Raw genomic sequence first — 19,649 nt, 5'->3', positions numbered from 1 at the left:
CGTTACAGCATGGGGTCCACGGTTTATTCCCCGCATGCTTCACTGATCGGGGCTGCACCGCAGAAACAAGGAAGTGGCCCCGGGAGCATCAACCCTGCGCCGCACAACAATAACAACGAGGTCGTCATGCCCGAATTCGCACCTGCTACACACCCCGCCCCCGACTCGGCCACACCGCTGGAGGCCATCATCATCGGCAGCGGCTTTGGCGGCCTGGGCATGGCCATCGCCCTGCGCAAGGCGGGCGTGCACCGTTTCGTCATTCTTGAAAAAGGCCAGGACGTGGGCGGCGTCTGGCGCGACAACAGCTATCCCGGCGCTGCCTGCGACGTGCCCTCGCACCTGTATTCGTTTTCCTTCGAACCCAACCCGCACTGGTCCCGGGTGTTCGCGCCCCAGGCAGAAATCCATGGTTACCTGCAACATTGTGCCGGCGTCTATGAGCTCACACCCCATATCCGCTTCGGCGCCGAGGTGCGCCATGCCGAATTCGATACCGCCAATGCCTGCTGGCATGTCACCTGCGCCGATGGCCAGCGCCATGCCGCCCGCCTGCTGATCAGCGCCACCGGCCAGTTGAGCCGCCCGGCCCCGCCCGACCTGCCGGGCATGGCCAGCTTCCGCGGCCGGGTCTTCCACTCCGCCCACTGGGATCATGACTATCCCCTGGCGGGCAAGCGGGTGGCGGTGATCGGCACCGGCGCCTCGGCCATCCAGTTCGTCCCGGAGGTTGCCAGGCAGGTGGCCGAACTCAAGGTCTTCCAACGCTCACCGGCCTACATCATGCCCAAGGCCGACCGCCCCTACAGTGCCGAGGAAAAGCAGCGCTTCCTGCGCCAACCCTGGAAGATGAAGCTGGTGCGTGCGGCCCACTACCTGCACTTCGAATCCCGGGCTTTGGGCTTCACGCGCCTGCAGGGCCTGACCAAATGGGTGGTCGGTGGCCCGTTCAAGAAGCTGCTGCACACCTCGGTCGCCAGCCCCGAACTGCGCCGCCAGATGACCCCGGACTACCCCATCGGCTGCAAGCGCATCCTGCTGTCCAACGACTACCTCAAGACCTTCGACCAGCCCCATGTGCACCTGCTGACCCGAGGCATCCGGCAGATCACCGAGCACGGCATCGAAACCCTGGACGGCGAGGAACACGCCGTGGACGCGATCATCTATGGCACCGGTTTCGCCGCCACCGAGTTCCTCTCGCCCATGCGCATCACCGGACGCGACGGGCTCGACCTGAACCAGGCCTGGCAAGGTGGCGCGGCGGCCTACCTGGGCATCAGCGTGCCGGGTTTTCCCAACTTCTTCATGCTCTACGGGCCCAACACCAACCTGGGCCACAACTCCATCATCCATATGCTGGAAAGCCAGATTTCCCACGTCATGCAGGCCCGCCAGGCCCTGCTGGACAGCGGCGCCAGCCATGTGGAAGTGGACGAGCAGCGCCACCAGCGCTTTCAACTGGGCATCCAGCGCCGCCTGGCCACTTCGGTGTGGAGCGGCTGCAAGAGCTGGTATGTCGACGAACGGGGGCACAACAGCACCAACTGGCCAGGCTTCACCTGGTCCTACCGCTGGCTGGCGCGCTATGCCGGGCTGGCGGCCTATCGCCTGTCCAGCCCGCTGGACACCCAATCCCCAGCCTGCGACGGGCAACGCATAGCCGCCCCCCGGGACTGGTTGGAGCGGGCCAACGCAGCCTTCCTGCGGGTTTTCCTGCGGGTCAGTTTCAGGGCCTTGATCGGCCCGCCCCGAGCCCTGGCCAGCCAGCGCAAGATCGTCGACCGGTTGTCATGGCTGATGCCCGGCTGCCTGGGCGTGAACCGCCGGAGCATGCAGCTGGACGGGCTCTCGTTGCAGATTGTCGAACCCGGAACCAGGGCGCCCAAGGGGGTGATTCTCTACCTGCACGGTGGCGCCTTCTGCCTGGGCAGCCCGCGCTCTCACTACAGCGTCACCAGCCGCCTGGCCAGGGACAGCGGCTGCGCGGTGTGGGTGCCGGACTACCGGCTGGCCCCGGAACACCCCTACCCCGCCGCGCTGGAGGATTGCCTGGCCTGCTACGACGCGATCCGCGCCCAGCTTTGCCCGGCGGACAAGCTGCTGATTGCCGGCGACTCCGCCGGCGGCGCCCTGGTGCTGGCCCTGGCCCTGGCCCTGAAGGAGCGTGGTGACGAGATTGCCGCCGGGCTGATGCTGCTGTCGCCGGTCACCGATCCGGACCTGGGCGGCGCCAGCATGCAATCGCGCCAGGAGGCCGACCCGATGATCCGCCGCGACTGGCTGGAGCAAGCCCTCAAGGCCTACGCAGCGCCCGTTCAAGCACTGAGCCACCGCCCCCTGGAAGCAGACCTGCGCGGCTTGCCACCGATGCTGATCCAGGTGGGCGACCAGGAACTGCTGCTGTCCGACTCCACGCGCCTGGCTGAGCGTGCCAGGCAGTCCGGGGTGGCTTGCCAGTTGGAAATCCACCAGGGCCGCTGGCACGTGTTCCAGTTGCAGGCGTTCTACCTGCGCTCCGCGAGAAACGCCCTGCTGGGCCTCGCCCGGTTTGCCCGCCAGTGCCTGGAGACCGCGGGCCAAACCCCGCAGGCAGCCGACTCACCCCGTACGACACAGCCTGCAACAGATCCGCAACCCAGCTGAACCGGCCGCCCTCGCCCAAAGCATGGTGGCGGGGGCGGCCCGGTCAACCGGCGCCGGCGCGGGCCGCGCCAAGTTCTGATGGCAAGATCCGGGTTCTGGAGGTAAAACAGAGCCCCTCGAAAGTGGCCGACCCGGCCACGCAGAAAACCCGGACGCTGTTCCAGCGCCCGGTGGCGTTTTTTTTCACGATCCATCCATCAGTGACCAAGGGACCAGCACTTATGAGCAGCGAGCACGACACACCCGGTGAAGCACTGCGCTTGAGCAGTACCGATATCCGCATCCTGGGTTCGTTGATCGAAAAGCAGGCCACCAGCCCGGAAACCTATCCCCTGACCCTCAACGCCCTGGTGATTGCCTGCAATCAGAAAACCAGCCGCGAACCGGTGATGAACCTGACCCAGGGCCAGGTCGGGCAAAGCCTGCGTGCCCTCGAAGCCCGGGGCTTCACCCGCCTGGTGATGGGCAGCCGCGCCGACCGCTGGGAACAGCGCCTGGACAAGGCCCTGGAACTGGTGCCGGCGCAACTGATCCTGTGCGGCCTGATGTTCCTGCGTGGCCCGCAGACGGTCAACGAACTGCTGACCCGTAGCGGGCGCATGCATGATTTCGAAGACAGCGAACAGGTCCTGCACCAGCTCGAACGCCTGATTGCCCGGGGCCTGGCCCTGCACATTCCGCGGCAGGCCGGCCAGCGCGAAGACCGTTATACCCACGCCCTGGGTGACCCGGCGGACATCGAGGCAATCCTCGCCGCCCGCAGCAACCCGGTTGAGCGCAGCGCCGGCGGCGCGGTTTCAGTGGAACGCATCGAAGAACTGGAAGCGCGGATCGCTGCCCTGGAAGAGCGCCTGGCCCAACTCGAAGGCTGAACCCCGGAGCCGCTGCCGCAGGCTGCGATCGACCTCGAAGGGGGCTTCAGGGCCCTGCGGGCCTTGTCGCGGCCTGCGGCAGCGGTGACAGGGCTTCGGGCTCAGGGGCGGGCGAAGGCCACGGCCTTCTGGAACTGCTCTTCGCTCGGGCGCACCCCGGTATAAAGCACGAACTGCTCCAGCGCCTGGATGGCAATCACTTCCAGCCCGGTGATGACCTGCTTGCCCTCGGCCCGGGCCCGCAGGATCAACGGCGTCTCCGGCGGCACCGCCACTACATCGAACACCGTCTGCGCCGCCTTTATCGCCTCGGCGTCGAACGCCAGCTGCTGCGCCTCTGGCCCGCCGCTCATGCCGATCGGGGTGACGTTGATCAGCATCTGCGGCCGCAGGCTGCCCAACTCGCCCTGCCACTCATAACCCAGGGAGCTGGCCAGGGCGCGCCCGGCCACTTCGTTGCGGGCCACGATCACCCCGTTGGCATAACCACCATCACGCAAGGCACTGGCCACGGCCTTGGCCATGCCGCCGCTGCCGCGCAGGGCAAAGCTCGACTCTCGAGGCACCCCGTGGCCCGCGAGCAATTGCGCCACGGCGATGTAGTCGGTGTTGTAGGCCTTGAGATGGCCGTTGGTGTTGACGATGGTATTGATCGAGGCAATGGCCCGGGCCGAGGCATCCAGCTCATCCACCAGGGCGATGCAGTCTTCCTTGAACGGCATGGACACCCCGCAACCGCGGATGCCCAGCGCCCGGATCCCGGCGACGGCGCCGGGCAGGTCCTGGCTGCTGAAGGCCTTGTAGTAGAAATTGAGACCCAACTGCTCATACAGGTGGTTGTGAAAACGCAGGCCGAAATTCCCCGGGCGCCCGGACAAGGACATGCACAACTGAGTGTCTTTGTTGGGGTTCATTTGCATATCGGTTTCCTCGCTCGGCACTTTCAGATGGACGGGATTGGTCTGGCGCGCCGCTTGGCCTGATCATATCGGCGCGTGTTCACCGGCCTTCGCCACCGCCCAGGGATGACGGTAAAGAGACCGGTACAGACCTTACACAATATTTACTCAGCGGCTGTGCAGATTTCGCAGGAACCGCTGTCTTAGAAGTATCCCCGCGTCAGTTCTTGAGTCTGGTGCAGACCATAAACGCTGGGGTTGAACCGAGGAATGACCATGATCTCCAAAATCCCCAAGATAGCCTTGCTCATTGGTGCACTCGCTGTCGCAGGCCAGGCTTCAGCCCACGGTGGTGGCTGGGTCGGGCCCGCCGCCTTGGGTGCTGTTGTCGGCGCTGCCGTAGTGGGTTCGGTGATCGCCAACCAGGATCGCCCGGTCTATGTGCAGCAAGCGCCGGTGTATGTCCAACCGCAGCCGGTCTATGCCGCACCGCCACCACCGGTCTACTACCAGCCGGCACCGGTCTATGTGCAGCAACCGGTCTACTACCGCCCGGCACCGGTGTACTACGGGCCACCTCGCGGTTACTACGGCCACCCGCATTACTACTACGGCCCGGGTCCCGGCCGCTGGTAAGCGCAAGCAGAATCAAACAACAGGCCCCGCCCCCAAAGCGGGGCTTGTTGCATTTTGCCACTATCCGAATGTCTGAATAATTCTCAAGCATGTCGTGACTGGAACAGTATTTGCGTTTAAATCCGGCAATAGTGTACTGATCCCACGGCTGCGGTGAGCGACATGCGACTGTCATGTTTGTGTCATTCAAGGACGACAAGATCGACACAGTCCGCTCGCCACAGGCCCATAACAACAAGGACGAATCCATGCCCACGCAAAACCCGCACCGCGTCGCCGGCCTCTGCACCTCCAGCCGGGTGTACGACGCCCTGACCGAACTCAAGCACCTGGAAGGCCACCGCAGCGCCAAGTTCCTCTCGCTGCTGGCCCAGAACCTGGTGCGCAAGGGCCTGCTCAACGAGCAGGAAGTGCTGCACATGCTCGACCAGGTGGTGGACTGAACTGCCGGCTGCGGTAGCACCGGCATCAATGTCCACTATCAGATTGGGTGATTTTTCGTAGCACTTGGGGCTTTGTAAGGTAACCCCCTCAGATCGAGGAGGTTGTCATGCCCAAGATTCAGATCATGTCCGTCATTGGCAGCGCGGTCCCCGCATCGCTCAGGGAACTGGGGTTGCTGGCTTGCTGGTACCTGGTGCGCGACGGCGAGATGGTCAGCGGCCCGCTGACCTCCCTGCCCGCCGCCCAGACCCTGTCCCGGCAACTGGCGCTGCGCATCGTCCAGCCCTAGGGCAACTGCACCCGGGGCCGGGTCTCGACGAACAGGGCCCAGCTGGACATGAACAGCGCGGCAATCAGGGGCCCGATGACAAAGCCGTTGAGGCCGAAGATCGCCAGCCCTCCCAGGGTCGAGATCAGGATCAGGTAGTCCGGCATCTTGGTGTCCTTGCCCACCAGGATCGGCCGCAGCAGGTTGTCCACCAGGCCGATCACGAACACCCCGAACAGCCCCAGCACCACCCCTTGCCAGATCGCTCCGCTGATCAGGAAGTAGGCCGCCACCGGCCCCCAGACAATCCCCGCCCCCACGGCCGGCAACAGTGACAGGAACGCCATCAGCACCGCCCAGAGCAAGGCGCTGGGAATGTCGAGGAACCAGAAGATCAAGCCCCCCAGGGCGCCCTGGGTCACCGCCACCAGCCCATTGCCCTTGACCGTGGCCCGCACCACTCGGTTGAACTTCAATTGCAGGCGGCGCTTCTGGTATTCCGCCAGGGGCACGGCGGTGCGGATCTTGCGCACCAGCTCCGGGCCGTCGCGCAGAAAGAAGAACAGCAGGTAGAGCATGATGAAGAAGCTCACCACGAACTCGAAGGTGCCCTGGCCGAAGCTGAAAGCCTGGGTCGCCAGGTACTGGCTGCCCTGCATCGCGCTCTTGACCACCTTCTCCTGCAGCCCCTTGAGTTCGCCCAGGCCGAAGCGGTCCAGCAGGTGCTGGAAGTACGGCGGCAGGCTGTGCTTGAACTGAGCCAGGTAGGCGGCGATATCCAGCTGGCCGCTTTCGATTTTCTTGTACAGCTCGGCCCCCTCCTGCACCAGCAGCACGCTGGTGATGATCACCGGCAGAATCGCGATCACCAGGCAGATCAACAGGGTGCACAGGGACGTCAAGTTGCGCTGCCAGCCGAAGCGGGCCTGCAGCCGACGCTGCAAGGGGGCGAAGACAATGCCCAGGATCACTGCCCAGAACAGCGCACCGTAGAACGGCAGCAGAATCCAGATAAAGGCCAGGGTCACCAGTGCCAGCAACAGCAGCAGGCTTTTGTTTTGCAGGTTGGTTTGGTTCATCTACAGGTCCAGGTCTGTCACGCGGAAAATCAGCGTCCTGAGGCTTAGTCCCCGGCCGCGGCGCCGAGTGCCGTTTTTTCTGCTGTCGGCATAGATCCAGATCAATGAATACCCTAGCGCACTGGCTTACCCTCGCGACCTTTTGCGACCGACAGCCCCATGACGCCCCTCGCCAAACCCGAACTCCTGGCCCCCGCCGGCACCCTGAAGAACATGCGCTACGCCTTCGCCTACGGCGCCGACGCGGTGTACGCCGGCCAGCCGCGCTACAGCCTGCGGGTACGCAACAACGAATTCGACCATGCCAACCTGGCCCTCGGTATCCGCGAGGCCCAGGCCCAGGGCAAGCGCTTCTACGTGGTGGTCAACATCGCCCCACACAATGCCAAGCTCAAGACCTTCCTCAAGGACCTGGCGCCGGTGATCGAGATGGCCCCGGATGCGCTGATCATGTCCGACCCGGGGCTGATCATGCTGGTACGCCGGCACTTCCCGCAGATGCCGATCCACCTCTCGGTGCAGGCCAACACGGTGAACTGGGCCAGCGTCGAGTTCTGGCTGCAGCAGGGCCTGACCCGGATCATCCTGTCCCGGGAACTGTCCCTGGAGGAGATCGAGGAAATCCGCCAGCAGGTGCCGGGCATGGAGCTGGAAGTCTTCGTCCACGGGGCGCTGTGCATGGCCTACTCCGGGCGTTGCCTGCTGTCGGGCTACATGAACAAGCGCGATGCCAACCAGGGCACCTGCACCAATGCCTGCCGCTGGAAATACAGCGCCCAGGCGGCCACCGAGAATGCCGTGGGCGACATCGTGCAGAGCTACCAGCCGGAGCCGACCCTGGGCCTGGGCGCCCCCACCGACCAGGTGTTCCTGCTGCAGGAAGCCAATCGCCCGGGCGAGCTGATGCCGGCCTTCGAGGACGAGCACGGCACCTACATCATGAACGCCAAGGACCTGCGGGCGGTGCAGCACGTGGAGCGCCTGACTCGCATGGGCGTGCACTCGCTGAAGATCGAGGGGCGCACCAAGTCGCACTTCTATTGCGCACGCACCACCCAGGTCTATCGCCGGGCCATCGACGATGCCGCCGCTGGCCGCGAGTTCGACCGCCAGTTGATGAGCGATCTGGAGTCCCTGGCCCAGCGCGGCTACACCGAGGGTTTCCTGCGCCGGCATGTGCATGACGAGTATCAGAACTACCAGAACGGCAGCTCGGTGTCGGAGCGCCAGCAGTTCGTCGGTGAACTGACCGGCGAACGCCGCGACCGCCTGGCCGAAGTGAAGGTGAAAAACCGTTTCGCCCTGGGCGATCACATGGAACTGATGACCCCTCGGGGCAATTTCCACTTCGACCTGCACCAGTTGCAGAACGCCAAGGGCGAAGCCATCGAAGTGGCGCCAGGTGACGGCCATACGGTGTACCTGCCGATCCCTGATCAGGTGGACCTGCGCTTTGGCCTGCTGATGCGCGATATCAGCGCCTGAGCCGTGCAGGTAACACCCTGATGTAGCTGCTGACGGGGGCGGTGGGACCTTCTGATGGGCTGCCTAAAGACCGCCACGCAAGGCCCTTCGGGCCTTTTCGCAGCCTCGCAGGCTTGGCAGCGGCTACACCAGCCACCGGCGCCCCGCCCTCAGATACGGAATTGTCCCACCAGCCGCCCCAGGCGCTGGCCCAGGTCCGCCAGGCTGCGGGAAGTCTGGGCGCCGCGCTGGGTTTCATCGGCCACACTGTCCACCGCCACTGCGATCTGATGCACGCTGCGATTGATCTCCTCGGCCACCGCGGTCTGTTCTTCCGCCGCACTGGCAATCTGCGCGTTCATCGAATTGATGGTGCCGATCAACTGGGCCATGGTGTCCAGCGACGCCCCGGCTTCGTTGGCCTTCACCGAGGTGCCGTCGCCGGCATCGCTGGAACGGCGCATGGCGTCCACCGCCACCCGGGTGCCCTGCTGCAGGCGGTCGATCATGCCCTGGATTTCCTGAGTGCTCTGCTGGGTGCGGCTGGCCAGGGCCCGTACTTCGTCGGCCACCACCGCAAAACCGCGCCCGGCCTCCCCGGCCCGAGCCGCTTCGATGGCGGCGTTCAGGGCCAGCAGGTTGGTCTGCTCGGCGATCGAGCGGATCACGTCCAACACGCTGACAATCGACGTCACGTCCTGCTGCAGGCTGTCCAGGGAAGTACCGCTGTTGCGGATATCGCTGACCAGCGCATGGATCTGCTGGATGCTGCCATCCACCACGCGCTTGGCCGCCTGGCCCTCTTCATCGGTCTGCTGGGCGGCAACGGCTGCGCCCTGGGCGCTGCGGGCCACCTCATGGGCTGCGGAAGACATTTCGTTGATCGCCGTGGCCACCTGATCGGTCTCGTGGCGCTGGCGCTCCATGGCCTGTTCCGAACGCTGGGCCTGATCCGAGACCTGGGTCACCAGCTCGGTGAGCTGGCCGGTCATCTCGGTGATCTGCCGCACCAGGCCGTGGATCTTGTCGACAAAGCGGTTGAACGAGCCGGCCAACTGCCCCAGTTCGTCCTGGCTGGTAATGGCCAGGCGCCGGGTCAGGTCGCCCTCGCCGGCGGCGATATCGTCGAGGTTGGCTTTCATCAGGTTCAGCGGGCGCAGCATGGTGTTGGCCACCAGCATGCCCAGGGCGGCGATCACCACCAGCACCACCGCGGCGATCCCGAGGATGCTCAGGACCATGCCTTCCATGCGCTGGTTGACGCTGCTCTGCACTGCGGCGACCTGGGCGTCGATGCCATCGAGGTTGACCGAGGTGCCCAGCACCATGTCCCACTTGGGCAGGTACTCGGTGTAGCCCAGCTTGGGCACCAGCACGTCGCTGCCCGGCTGGGTCGAGCTGTATTGCACATAGTGGCTGCCGTCCTTGCCGACCCGCACCAGCTCGCGGTTGACGTACACCCCATTGGGGTCGCGGTTGTCCTTGAAGCTCTTGCCCACGCCGTCCGGGCTGTTGCCCTTGAACAGGCGCACAGTCTCGGAGTCGTAGCCGAAGAAGTAGCCGTCCTTGCCATAGCTGATATTGGACAGCAGCTTGACCACTTCGGCCCGGGCGGCCTGATCGCCCTGCGCCGCCGCATCGTAGAGCGGCTTGACGGTAGTCAGCGCGACTTCCACATAACTCTGCAGGGTGGCCTTGGCTTCAGTCAGCAGCCGGTTGCGGGTTTCCTCGACTTCCTTCTGTGCCTGCTGGCGCAGCATGAGCACGGTGCTCAGGCTGATCACCAGGGCGAACAGCAGTACCGGGAGTACTGCCAGGGACAGGACTTTGGCCTTCAGGCTCAAGCGCATAGGGGGCTCACTCTTGGTTTTTTATTGGCGTGATATGCCGTTAACGGCACGCCAAAAAAAAAGTTGAGCCTGAACCCCTAGGAGCCGGCTTGCCGGCGAAGGGGCCCTCGAGCCTTGCACCGACCTTGCCGATGCCTTCGCTGGCAAGCCAGCTCTTACGACAACCCCCGGCTTCTACGAGAGCGAGATGATCAGAGGACCATGGCCGCCACCCAGCCGAAGGCCAGCAGCGGCAGGTTGTAGTGCAGGAAGGTCGGAACCACGGTGTCCCAGATGTGGTGGTGCTGGCCGTCGATATTCAGGCCCGAGGTCGGTCCCAGGGTCGAGTCCGAGGCCGGCGAACCGGCATCGCCCAGGGCACCGGCGGTGCCGACGATGCAGACGATGGCCAGCGGGCTGAAGCCCAGTTGCACACACAAAGGCACGAAGATCGCCGCGAGGATCGGCACCGTGGAGAACGACGAACCGATGCCCATGGTCACCAGCAGGCCCACCAGCAGCATCAGCAAGGCGCCCACGCCCTTGCTGTGGCCGATCCAGGCCGCCGAGGCCTGGACCAGGGAATTGACCTCGCCGGTGGCCTTCATCACTTCGGCGAACCCCGAGGCGGCGATCATGATGAAGCCGATCATGGCCATCATCTTCATGCCTTCGGTGAACAGGTCGTCGGTCTCGCGCCAGCGCACGATGCCCGACACCGAGAAAATCAGAAAACCGCACAAGGCACCGATAATCATCGAGTCCAGCAGCAGCTGGATCACGAACGCCGCGACTATGGCCGCCGCGGCCACCAGCAGGGTCCGCGGGTTGTACTGCACCGCCACCTGCTCGACCTTCTCGATGCGGTCCAGGTCATAGACGCGCTTCTTGCGGTAGCTGAAGAACGCCAGCAGCAAGCCGCAAAGCATGCCCAGGGCGGGAATGCCCATGGCGTGGGTGACGTTGACCTGGCTGATATCGACGCCGCTGCGGGCCACGTTGGCCAGGAGGATTTCGTTGAGGAAGATGTTGCCGAAACCCACCGGCAGGAACATGTAGGGGGTGATCAGGCCGAAGGTGATCACACAGGCGATCAGCCGGCGATCCAGTTGCAGCTTGGTCAGCACATACAGCAGCGGCGGCACCAGCAGCGGAATGAAGGCAATGTGGATCGGCAGGATGTTCTGCGAGGCAATCGCCACCACCCACAGCAGGCCGATCAGCAGCCACTTGACCTGGCCGCCGCCGTTGGCGTCCTGCCGGTCCACCAGCAGCAGGATCTTGTCCGCCAACGCATGGGCCAGCCCGGATTTGGCAATCGCCACGGCGAAAGCACCGAGCAAGGCGTAGGACATGGCCACGGTGGCACCGCCCCCCAGGCCGCTATTGAAGGCCTTGAGCGTGGCCTCGATGCCCAGGCCGCCGGCCAGGCCGCCCACCAGGGCGCCAATGATCAGGGCGATCACTACATGCACGCGGGACAGGCTGAGCACCAGCATTACGCCAACCGCGGCAATTACTGCGTTAATCATCGTTACCTCATTACTGCGCCGCTAAAAATGGCGCAAAAGCCTGTGACCGACCGGAAGGCAGCGGGCTGCCGACATCGAAATGAAAGAGGTTCTTATTAGGGGGGCGCACTTTGCAGCAGCCGACCCGGCTTGTCAAAACCCCGCACCCCGCCGCCCGCAGGAGCGAGCTTGCTGGTAAAGCCCCCAAGACCAACCCCGTACCCGTGGCGAGGGAGCTTGCTCGCACTGGGCTGCACAGCAGCCCCAGCGCCTCGCGGTTTATTTCGAACAAGCGTTTAAAGAACGCCATTGGTCGGCCGCTACAGTGCAAAGTCTCAGATATTTATCGAATAAAGGACGTCTCCATGTCGCTCAGACAACTTTCCATCCAATGGAAAATCACCTTGCTGGCCGGACTCTGCCTGTTGGGCATCGTGTCGCTGTTGGTGGGGCTTTCGCTGTATCGCATGGAGCACAGCTCCGAGCTGGTGAAGGCCTCGAGCATGGAGATGCTCAACGAAGCCGCCCAGGCGCGGATCGAGGCCCAGGGTGAAGTCCAGGCACTGGGCATTCGCCAGCAATTCATGGACGCCTATCAATACGGCCACGGCTTCTCGCGCCAGGTGCTGTTCCTGCGGGAACAGGCCGAGAAACGCTTCCTCGACGCCTTCGACCTGCGCGAGGACCTGACCCGCCAGGTCAAGTCGGCGCTGCAGGCCAACCCCGACTTGCTGGGCCTGTCCCTGGTGTTCGAAGCCAACGCCCTGGACGGCAAGGACGAGTTGTTCGGCGGCCAGAGCGAACTGGGCAGCAACGAAAAGGGCCGCTTCGCCCTGTACTGGTCCCAACCCACCCCGGGCAAGCTGACCTCCATGTCACTGCCCGAAAGCGACATGAGCGACACCCGCACCGGCCCCAGCGGCCAGCCGGCCAACGCCTGGTTCACCTGCCCGCGCAGCACCCTCAAGCCCTGCGTGATCGAACCCTACTTCTATGACATCGACGGCCAGAAGGTGCTGATGACCAGCATCGTCTTCCCGCTGATGGTGGACGGCAAAGTCATCGCTTCGCTGTCGGTGGACATCAACCTCAACAGCCTCCAGGCCATCAGCCAGAGCGCCAGCAAGCGCCTCTATGCCGGCCAGACCAACGTCAGCATCCTGAGCCCGGCGGGCCTGCTGGCCGGCTACAGCCCGGACGCCAGCAAGCTCAGCCAGCGCCTGGACAGCGTCGACACCACCAACGGCGCCGAGCTGATCCGCCTGCTGGCCAACAGCACCCAGACCCAGAGCCTGCACAGCAACCGTGAACTCAAGGTGCTGGCGCCCTTCACCCCGATCCCCGGTGGCAAGGCCTGGGGCGTACTGCTGGATGTGCCGGAAAAAGTCCTGGTAGGCCCGGCCGAAGCCCTGAAAAGCGAGCTGGATGCGCGCAACAACAGCGGCACCCTGATCGAGCTCGGCCTGGGCCTGCTGGCCGCGGTGGTGGGCCTGTTGCTGGTGTGGCTGATGGCCCGCAGCGTGACCCGGCCGATCCTCGGCGTGGCCCACATGCTCGAAGACATCGCCAGCGGCGAAGGCGACCTGACCCGGCGCCTGGCCTACGACAAGCCGGACGAACTGGGCCAACTGGCCGGCTGGTTCAACCGCTTCCTGGACAAGCTGCAGCCGATCATCGCCGAGGTAAAACGCTCGGTGCAGGACGCTCGCGGCACCGCCGACCAGTCCTCGGCCATCGCCACCCAGACCAGCGCCGGCATGGAGCAGCAGTATCGCCAGGTGGACCAGGTGGCCACCGCTTCCCATGAAATGAGCGCCACCGCCCAGGACGTGGCCCGCAGCGCGGCCCAGGCCGCCCAGGCCGCGCGGGATGCCGACCAGGCCACCCGCCAGGGCCTGAACGTGATCGACCACACCACCCGCAGCATCGACTTGCTGGCCGCCGACATGAGCGCCGCCATGACCCAGGTCGAAGGCCTGGCCGCCAACAGCGAGCAGATCGGTTCGGTGCTGGAAGTGATCCGCGCCATCGCCGAGCAGACCAACCTGCTGGCCTTGAACGCGGCCATCGAAGCCGCTCGCGCCGGGGAAGCCGGCCGCGGCTTCGCGGTGGTGGCCGATGAGGTGCGCAACCTGGCCCAGCGCACCCAGGAGTCGGTGGAAGAAACCCGCCAGGTGATCGAGCAACTGCAGAACGGCACGCGGGAGGTGGTGGGTTCGATGAACAACAGCCATCGCCAGGCCCAGGGCAGCGTCGAACAAGTGGGCCAGGCGGTCACCGCCCTGCGCCAGATCGGCGATGCGGTAACCGTGATCAGCGACATGAACCTGCAGATCGCCAGCGCCGCCGAACAGCAGAGCGCGGTGGCCGAAGAGATCAACAGCAACGTGGCGACCATTCGCGATGTCACCGAATCGCTGTCGGAGCAGGCCAATGAATCGGCGCGGGTCAGCCAGTCGCTCAACAGCCTGGCCAACCAGCAACAGAGCCTGATGGACCAGTTCCGCGTCTGACCCCGCTGCCGCAGGCTGCGATAGCCATCACGGGCGCCGAACCTGGCGCCCGGCAAGTTCAGCGTCTGGGCAGCTCGATCTCTACCCGCAAGCCGCCCCACTCGCTTTCCCCCAGGTTCAGGGTTCCACCGCAGGCGTCGACGATGTCGCGCACGATGCCCAGGCCCAGCCCGTGGCCGTGGGTCTGTTCATCCAGGCGCGTGCCCCGGCCGAATACCTCATCGCGCCGCGCTTCGGGAATGCCCGGGCCGTCGTCGTCCACCGCCAGGCAGAAGCCCTGCGGCCGCTCTTCCACGCTCAGGCGCACCTGGGCATCCGCCCATTTGCAGGCGTTGTCCAGCAGGTTGCCCAAGAGCTCCAGCAGGTCTTCCCGGTCCCAGGGCAGGCGCAGCCCCGGTGGCGCCTGGTAGCTCAGTTCCAGGTGCTGGCCATGGATCATGTTCAAGGTCGCCAGGAGCCCCGGCAGCTCGGCATCGCACTCGAACAGCACCCCGGGCAGCGCATCCCCCGCCAGCCGCGCGCGGTTGAGTTCGCGATTGAGGCGCTGCTGCACCTGCTCCAACTGTTCCTGGAGCATCCTGCGCACCTCGGGGTGGCCGTCGAGCCTGGGGCTCGACGCCAGGCTCAGGAGCACCGCCAACGGGGTCTTCAAGGCATGGCCCAGGTTGCCCAGGGCATTGCGGGAACGGTTGAGGCTGTCTTCGGTATGGGCCAGCAAGTGGTTGATCTGCGCCACCAGGGGCTCCAGTTCCACCGGCACCTGGGCATCCAGTTGCGAACGCTGGCCCTGTTGCAACTGGGCGATCTGCTCGCGGGCGGATTCCAGCGGGCGCAGGGCGCGGCGCACGGTCAGGCGTTGCAGCAGCAGGATCAGCAGCAGCCCGGCCAGCCCCAGCCCGAGGCCGATCTGGCGCATGCGCTGGAAGCTTTCACGCACCGGGGTGTAGTCCTGGGCCACGCTGATGGAGATCGACTGCCCGAGGCGCTTGTAGTCGCTGCGCAGCACCAGCAGTTGCTGGCCCTCCGGCCCCAGTTGCAGGTTGCCCTGCAGGCCGGCGCGCTCCAGTTGCGGCAGTTCCTGGTCCCACAGTGAGCGCGAGCGCCAGTGCACATCGGCAAAATCGATACGGAAATAGTGCCCGGAAAACGGCCGCTGGTAGGCCGGCGACAGACGCCGTTCATCCAGCTGCAGCCCCTGAGGGCCGCGCACCAGGGCCAGCAGCAGGCTCTCGCTGTCGTTGCGCAGGCCGGCTTCCAGGTAGCGTTGCAGGCCCACCTCGAACAGCCAGAGGCTGGTCTGCGCCAGCACCAGCCCGACCACCACCATCACCGTGATCAGGCCCAGGCTCAGGCGGCGCTGGATCGATCTCACGAAGTGGTTCCGCCGAACAGATAACCCTGGCCGCGGCGGGTTTCGATCACACTGCGACCCAGCTTGCGCCGCAGGTGGTTGACGTGAACTTCGAGGACGTTGGAATCGCGCTCGGTTTCACCGTCGTAGAGGTGTTCGGCCAGGTGGCTTTTGGACAGGATCTGCTGCGGGTGCAGCATGAAATAGCGCAACAGGCGGAACTCCGCAGCGGTCAGCAAGACATCCTGGCCGTCGCGGACCACACATTGCCGGCCCTCGTCCAGGTGCAGCCCGGCGGCCTGCAGGGTCTGCTGGTTGGCCTGGCCATGGGAGCGGCGCAGCAGGGCCTGGACCCGCAGGTGCAGCTCTTCGGGATGGAACGGTTTGCTCAGGTAATCGTCGGCGCCGGCCTTGAGCCCCTCGATGCGCTCGGCCCAGGAGCCGCGGGCGGTGAGGACCAGCACCGGCGTTGCCAGGCCATCGGCGCGCCACTTTCGCAGCACCTCCAGGCCCGGCACCCCGGGCAGGCCGAGGTCGAGGATGATCAGGTCATAGGGTTCGCTGGCGCCCTGGTACAGCGCGTCGCGGCCGTCGGCCAGCCAGTCCACGGCATAGCCCTGGCGGTTCAGGCCTTCAAGCAGTTCATCGGCCAGGGATACGTGGTCTTCCACCACAAGCAGGCGCATCAGTCGTCTTCCTCATCTTTCAACAAACGCCCGGTGGCGGCTTCCAGGTCCAGCTCGCGAACCACCCCGTCCACAGTCAACAGCTCGACTTCATAGATGTACACATCGTGCTTTTCTTCCAGCTCGGCCTCCAGCAGCTTGGCCCCGGGGTAACGGTCCATGGCCTGCTTGAGCAGTTGCTCCAGGGGCAGGATCACCCCTTGCTGGCGCAGGCGCAGGGCCTCGTCCTGGTCCAGGTCGCGGGCCATGGCCAGGGAGCAGAACAGCAGCAGCGCCAGGGCTGCACGGCTGCCGGCGGTGCGCAGAGTGCGGTTCATTAGGTGTCCTGATGATCCTTGAGTACCTGGCCGCTCACGGCGTCCAGTTCCAGGTCCCATTCCAGCCCCTGCGGGTCGCGCAGTTCAACCTGGTAGATGTACTTGCCGTACTCTTCTTCCAGCTCGGTTTCACTGATGCTCGCCCCAGGATGCCGGGACAGGGCCGTGGCATTGAGTTTTTCAAAGGACACAATGGTACCAGCGTCGCGCAGTCTCAGGGCTTCGTCCGGCCCCAGGTCGCGGGCGTGGGCCAGGCTGGCGGTCAGGGCGACAAGGCTGGCGCCGAACAGCGCGGCAAGGGTCTTCATGGCAGTTCTCCAAAGTCGGTGGCCAAAGGCCGATGCCGCAGACCATACCCAAGGCAACTTAATTGAAACTGAATGGCCAGCATGGGTCTGACACAGGTTTCACTCGGCCCGCGGCCCCAGGTGTCTCTATACTCGGCGGCTGATTCAAGAGTGAGCCCGGTATGACCGCCATCCATATCAAGTTTCCCGCCCTGACCCTCAAGGCCGGCCCCCGCGCCCTGGCCCGCATCCGCCAGCAAGGCCTGCACCCCCGTGAAGTCGGCACCTTGCCCGGCGCCGCCGGCGGCCCCAAGGCCCTGGGCATCCAGGGCCTGGACCTGGCGCTGTTCGGTGAATGGCTGCCATCGGCGCCCCGGGAACGCTCGCTGATCGGCGCCTCGGTGGGTTCCTGGCGCTTCGCCAGCGCCTGCCTGCCGGACGCCGCCGAAGGCATCCGCCGCCTCGGCCAGTTGTACAACGCCCAGAGTTTTGCCAAGGGCGTGACCATGGCGCAGATCAGCCAGAGCTCCCGGCGCATGCTCGAGGACCTGCTGGACGGCCGCGACGCTTCGATCCTCGACAACCCTCACTACCGGCTGAACATCATGGTGGTCAAAAGCCACGGCCTGCTCGCCGACGACCATCGCGGGCGCCTCGGCCTGGGGCTGTCCTCGGTGATCGCCGACAATCTGCGGGGCCGAGCGCGCCTGGCCCGGCACTTCGAGCGCCTGGTGCTGCACGACCCGCGCCTGGCCCCGCCCTTGCACGCCCTGGAAGACTTCCCCTCGCGCTTCGTGCCCCTGGACCGCGGCAACCTGCGCCAGGCGCTGCTGGCCTCGGGCTCGATCCCCATGGTCATGCAGGGCGTGCGCGAACTGCCCGGCGCCGGGGCCGGCACCTTCCGCGACGGCGGCCTGCTGGACTACCACCTGGACCTGCCCTACAGCGGCAGCGACATCGTGCTCTACCCGCACTTCACCGACCGGGTGATCCCCGGCTGGTTCGACAAGACCCTGCCCTGGCGCCGGGCCAGCCCGGAGCGCCTGCGCGACGTACTGCTGCTGGCGCCATCGAAGGAATACCTGGCGCGCCTGCCCTACGGCAAGCTGCCGGACCGCAACGACTTCAAGCGCTTCATGGGCGATGACGCCGGCCGGCAAAAATACTGGCGCAGCGCCATGGACGAAAGCCAGCGCCTGGGCGACGAATTCCGCGAACTGGCGGCGCAGAATCGCCTGGGCGAACGCCTGCAAAGCCTGTGAGGCTGCCCCAGGCCGCGCACTGACCCTTTAGTCAGGGTTTTTCCGCAAGCGCCGGGGCAAGCTGATAAACTCGCCGCCTGCCTCAACTCGCCCCCGGGCGATAGCCATCTGACAGAGCTGACCGACACTGTGGAAATCTTCAAAGAATTTACCTTCGAATCCGCCCACCGCCTGCCTTTCGTGCCCGAGGGCCACAAGTGCGGCCGCCTCCATGGCCACTCGTTCAAGGTGGCGATCCACCTCAGTGGCGAGGTCGACGCACACACCGGCTGGATCCGCGACTTCTCGGAAATCAAGGCGATCTTCAAGCCGCTGTACGAGCGCCTGGACCACAACTACCTGAACGACATTCCCGGCCTGGAAAACCCCACCAGCGAAGTCCTGGCCAAATGGATCTGGAATGAGCTCAAGCCCCTGCTGCCGGAGCTGAGTGCGATCCGCATCCACGAAACCTGCACCAGCGGCTGCATCTACCGCGGCGAATAAGCCCGCCGAAGAAACCACCCCACGGGGTGGTTTTTTTATGCCTATGATTGCCCCACCCCGCCGTTACCCGAGCACTCGCGCCCATGCCGCCGACCATTCGCCCCGCTGCCCTGCCCGACCTCGCCGCCATCGAAGGCATCGCCAAGCGCGCCTATGCGCCCTATATCGCGCGGATCGGCCGGGAACCGGCGCCCATGCTCGAAGACTATTCGTGCCTGGTGCTGGCCCGGCAGGTCTGGGTCCTGGAGGAGCAACAGGCAATCGCCGGTTTCGTTGTCCTGCTGGACGCCCATCAAGCCCTGCTGCTGGACAACCTGGCGGTCCACCCCGAGGCACAGGGCCGGGGCCATGGCCGGCAACTGCTGGCCTTTGCCGAACAACAGGCCGTGGCCGCCGGTCACAGTTGCGTGCGCCTGTACACCAACGCAGCCATGAGCGAGAACATCGCCCTGTACAGCCGCCACGGCTACGTGGAAACCCACCGCGCCGTGGAGCACGGCCTGCACCGGGTGTACATGAGCAAGCCACTGGACTGAACCCAGGAGCCCTCTCCATGCCTCCACGTATCTACCTCGCCGGCTTCGATGTGTTTCGCGCCGACGCCCCGGCCCATGGCGAATACCTCAAGCAACTGTGCAGCGCCCAGGGCCTGCACGGCCTGTTTCCCCTGGATAACCAGGCGCCACCTCGCCTCACGCCAGAAGCCACCGCGCAGTGGATCTACCGGCAGAACCTGCAGATGATCCGCGGCTGCGATGCATTGCTGGCCAACCTGAATGACTTTCGCGGCCTGGAGCCGGATTCCGGCACCGCCTTCGAAGTGGGCGCGGCGGTCGCCCTGGGCAAACCGGTGTGGGCCTACTTCGAAGGCCCCGCCACCCTGCGCCGGCAGGTGCCCCACGATCACGCCGGGCGCGACGCCCAGGGCTTTGCGGTGGAGGACTTCAACCTGCCGCGCAACCTGATGCTGGCCTGCAGCTGGAGCGGCCGCAGCAGCAGTGTGGAAGCCGCCATCTTCGACCTCGGGTGCTGGCTGAGCGCTTCCCCTCCATCGGGCTGAGATAGCCGGCAACGTCACTTTCTGCCGAAAACGACCACC

General features: G+C 65.3%; 19 protein-coding genes and 1 pseudogene. 12 read left to right on the top strand and 8 right to left on the bottom strand.

The features are described 5' to 3' along the window. Positions 1-126: 126 nt before the first annotated feature. A complete protein-coding gene (locus M2395_RS00690) occupies positions 127-2,646 on the top strand; it encodes an alpha/beta hydrolase fold domain-containing protein (protein WP_123430455.1) in 2,520 nt (839 codons plus the stop codon). Between the two features lie 221 nt (positions 2,647-2,867). Next, positions 2,868-3,518: a YceH family protein gene (locus M2395_RS00685; RefSeq protein WP_011062288.1), complete on the top strand. Its 651-nt coding sequence runs from the start codon at positions 2,868-2,870 to the stop codon at positions 3,516-3,518. A gap of 101 nt (positions 3,519-3,619) precedes the next feature. Here the strand turns inward: M2395_RS00685 and M2395_RS00680 are convergent, their stop codons facing one another. Next, positions 3,620-4,438: a shikimate 5-dehydrogenase gene (locus tag M2395_RS00680; RefSeq protein WP_053159518.1), complete on the bottom strand. Its 819-nt coding sequence runs from the start codon at positions 4,436-4,438 to the stop codon at positions 3,620-3,622. A gap of 249 nt (positions 4,439-4,687) precedes the next feature. Here M2395_RS00680 and M2395_RS00675 point away from each other — a divergent pair, with 249 nt between their 5' ends. The 3 genes from M2395_RS00675 to M2395_RS00665 all read left to right on the top strand — a co-directional run bounded on the left by M2395_RS00675 (position 4,688) and on the right by M2395_RS00665 (position 5,786). Then, complete coding sequence (locus M2395_RS00675) at positions 4,688-5,053, top strand: hypothetical protein (protein ID WP_123430454.1); 366 nt, start codon at positions 4,688-4,690, stop codon at positions 5,051-5,053. Between the two features lie 248 nt (positions 5,054-5,301). After that, positions 5,302-5,496: a hypothetical protein gene (locus M2395_RS00670; protein WP_011062291.1), complete on the top strand. Its 195-nt coding sequence runs from the start codon at positions 5,302-5,304 to the stop codon at positions 5,494-5,496. Positions 5,497-5,603: 107 nt separating this feature from the next. After that, positions 5,604-5,786, top strand: a complete 183-nt coding sequence (locus M2395_RS00665; RefSeq protein WP_011062292.1) for a hypothetical protein — start codon at positions 5,604-5,606, stop codon at positions 5,784-5,786. Here M2395_RS00665 and M2395_RS00660 read toward each other — a convergent pair. Then, positions 5,783-6,844, bottom strand: a complete 1,062-nt coding sequence (locus tag M2395_RS00660; RefSeq protein ID WP_123430453.1) for an AI-2E family transporter — start codon at positions 6,842-6,844, stop codon at positions 5,783-5,785. The genes M2395_RS00665 and M2395_RS00660 overlap by 4 nt on opposite strands. A gap of 159 nt (positions 6,845-7,003) precedes the next feature. Between M2395_RS00660 and yegQ the strand changes: the two genes are divergently transcribed. Further along, positions 7,004-8,329, top strand: a complete 1,326-nt coding sequence (yegQ, locus tag M2395_RS00655; RefSeq protein ID WP_072444584.1) for a tRNA 5-hydroxyuridine modification protein YegQ — start codon at positions 7,004-7,006, stop codon at positions 8,327-8,329. A 149-nt stretch (positions 8,330-8,478) separates the two neighbouring features. Here the strand turns inward: yegQ and M2395_RS00650 are convergent, their stop codons facing one another. Then, positions 8,479-10,158 carry a methyl-accepting chemotaxis protein gene (locus tag M2395_RS00650; RefSeq protein ID WP_011062295.1) on the bottom strand — a complete coding sequence of 560 codons (1,680 nt, stop codon included), beginning with the start codon at positions 10,156-10,158 and terminating at the stop codon, positions 8,479-8,481. 191 nt (positions 10,159-10,349) lie between these two features. After that, positions 10,350-11,666 carry a Na+/H+ antiporter family protein gene (locus M2395_RS00645; RefSeq protein ID WP_161466524.1) on the bottom strand — a complete coding sequence of 439 codons (1,317 nt, stop codon included), beginning with the start codon at positions 11,664-11,666 and terminating at the stop codon, positions 10,350-10,352. A gap of 347 nt (positions 11,667-12,013) precedes the next feature. Here M2395_RS00645 and M2395_RS31710 point away from each other — a divergent pair. Further along, positions 12,014-13,303, top strand: a pseudogene (locus M2395_RS31710) (HAMP domain-containing protein); the annotation flags it as partial. A gap of 102 nt (positions 13,304-13,405) precedes the next feature. After that, complete coding sequence (locus M2395_RS31705; RefSeq protein ID WP_375538785.1) at positions 13,406-14,161, top strand: methyl-accepting chemotaxis protein; 756 nt, start codon at positions 13,406-13,408, stop codon at positions 14,159-14,161. Between the two features lie 58 nt (positions 14,162-14,219). Here the strand turns inward: M2395_RS31705 and M2395_RS00635 are convergent, their stop codons facing one another. From M2395_RS00635 to M2395_RS00620, 4 genes are read right to left on the bottom strand one after another with little or no spacing between them, the layout of a single operon-like run. After that, complete coding sequence (locus M2395_RS00635; RefSeq protein WP_123430451.1) at positions 14,220-15,533, bottom strand: sensor histidine kinase; 1,314 nt, start codon at positions 15,531-15,533, stop codon at positions 14,220-14,222. Continuing rightward, positions 15,530-16,198 carry a response regulator transcription factor gene (locus M2395_RS00630; protein ID WP_041119167.1) on the bottom strand — a complete coding sequence of 223 codons (669 nt, stop codon included), beginning with the start codon at positions 16,196-16,198 and terminating at the stop codon, positions 15,530-15,532. Before M2395_RS00630 ends, M2395_RS00635 begins: the two co-directional genes overlap by 4 nt. Then, entirely contained in the window at positions 16,198-16,515 is a 318-nt protein-coding gene (locus tag M2395_RS00625; protein ID WP_011062300.1) for a PepSY domain-containing protein, read from the bottom strand. Before M2395_RS00625 ends, M2395_RS00630 begins: the two co-directional genes overlap by 1 nt. Further along, positions 16,515-16,823, bottom strand: a complete 309-nt coding sequence (locus tag M2395_RS00620; protein ID WP_011062301.1) for a PepSY domain-containing protein — start codon at positions 16,821-16,823, stop codon at positions 16,515-16,517. The genes M2395_RS00625 and M2395_RS00620 overlap by 1 nt, the downstream gene beginning before the upstream one ends. 161 nt (positions 16,824-16,984) lie before the next feature. Between M2395_RS00620 and M2395_RS00615 the strand changes: the two genes are divergently transcribed. The 4 genes from M2395_RS00615 to M2395_RS00600 all read left to right on the top strand — a co-directional run bounded on the left by M2395_RS00615 (position 16,985) and on the right by M2395_RS00600 (position 19,610). Continuing rightward, positions 16,985-18,064: a patatin-like phospholipase family protein gene (locus M2395_RS00615; RefSeq protein ID WP_123430450.1), complete on the top strand. Its 1,080-nt coding sequence runs from the start codon at positions 16,985-16,987 to the stop codon at positions 18,062-18,064. A gap of 129 nt (positions 18,065-18,193) precedes the next feature. Beyond that, the gene (queD, locus tag M2395_RS00610) at positions 18,194-18,550 is read left to right on the top strand and encodes a 6-carboxytetrahydropterin synthase QueD (RefSeq protein WP_011062303.1); all 357 of its coding nucleotides are present in this window, start codon (positions 18,194-18,196) and stop codon (positions 18,548-18,550) included. Positions 18,551-18,633: 83 nt separating this feature from the next. After that, positions 18,634-19,086, top strand: a complete 453-nt coding sequence (locus M2395_RS00605) for a GNAT family N-acetyltransferase (protein WP_015636367.1) — start codon at positions 18,634-18,636, stop codon at positions 19,084-19,086. A gap of 17 nt (positions 19,087-19,103) precedes the next feature. Further along, positions 19,104-19,610: a nucleoside 2-deoxyribosyltransferase gene (locus M2395_RS00600; protein ID WP_011062305.1), complete on the top strand. Its 507-nt coding sequence runs from the start codon at positions 19,104-19,106 to the stop codon at positions 19,608-19,610. Positions 19,611-19,649: the final 39 nt, after the last annotated feature.

Origin of the sequence: Pseudomonas sp. BIGb0176 (assembly GCF_024810175.1) — a bacterium.
Taxonomy (GTDB): domain Bacteria; phylum Pseudomonadota; class Gammaproteobacteria; order Pseudomonadales; family Pseudomonadaceae; genus Aquipseudomonas; species Aquipseudomonas protegens.
This window is presented reverse-complemented; position numbering and strand designations above follow the sequence as displayed.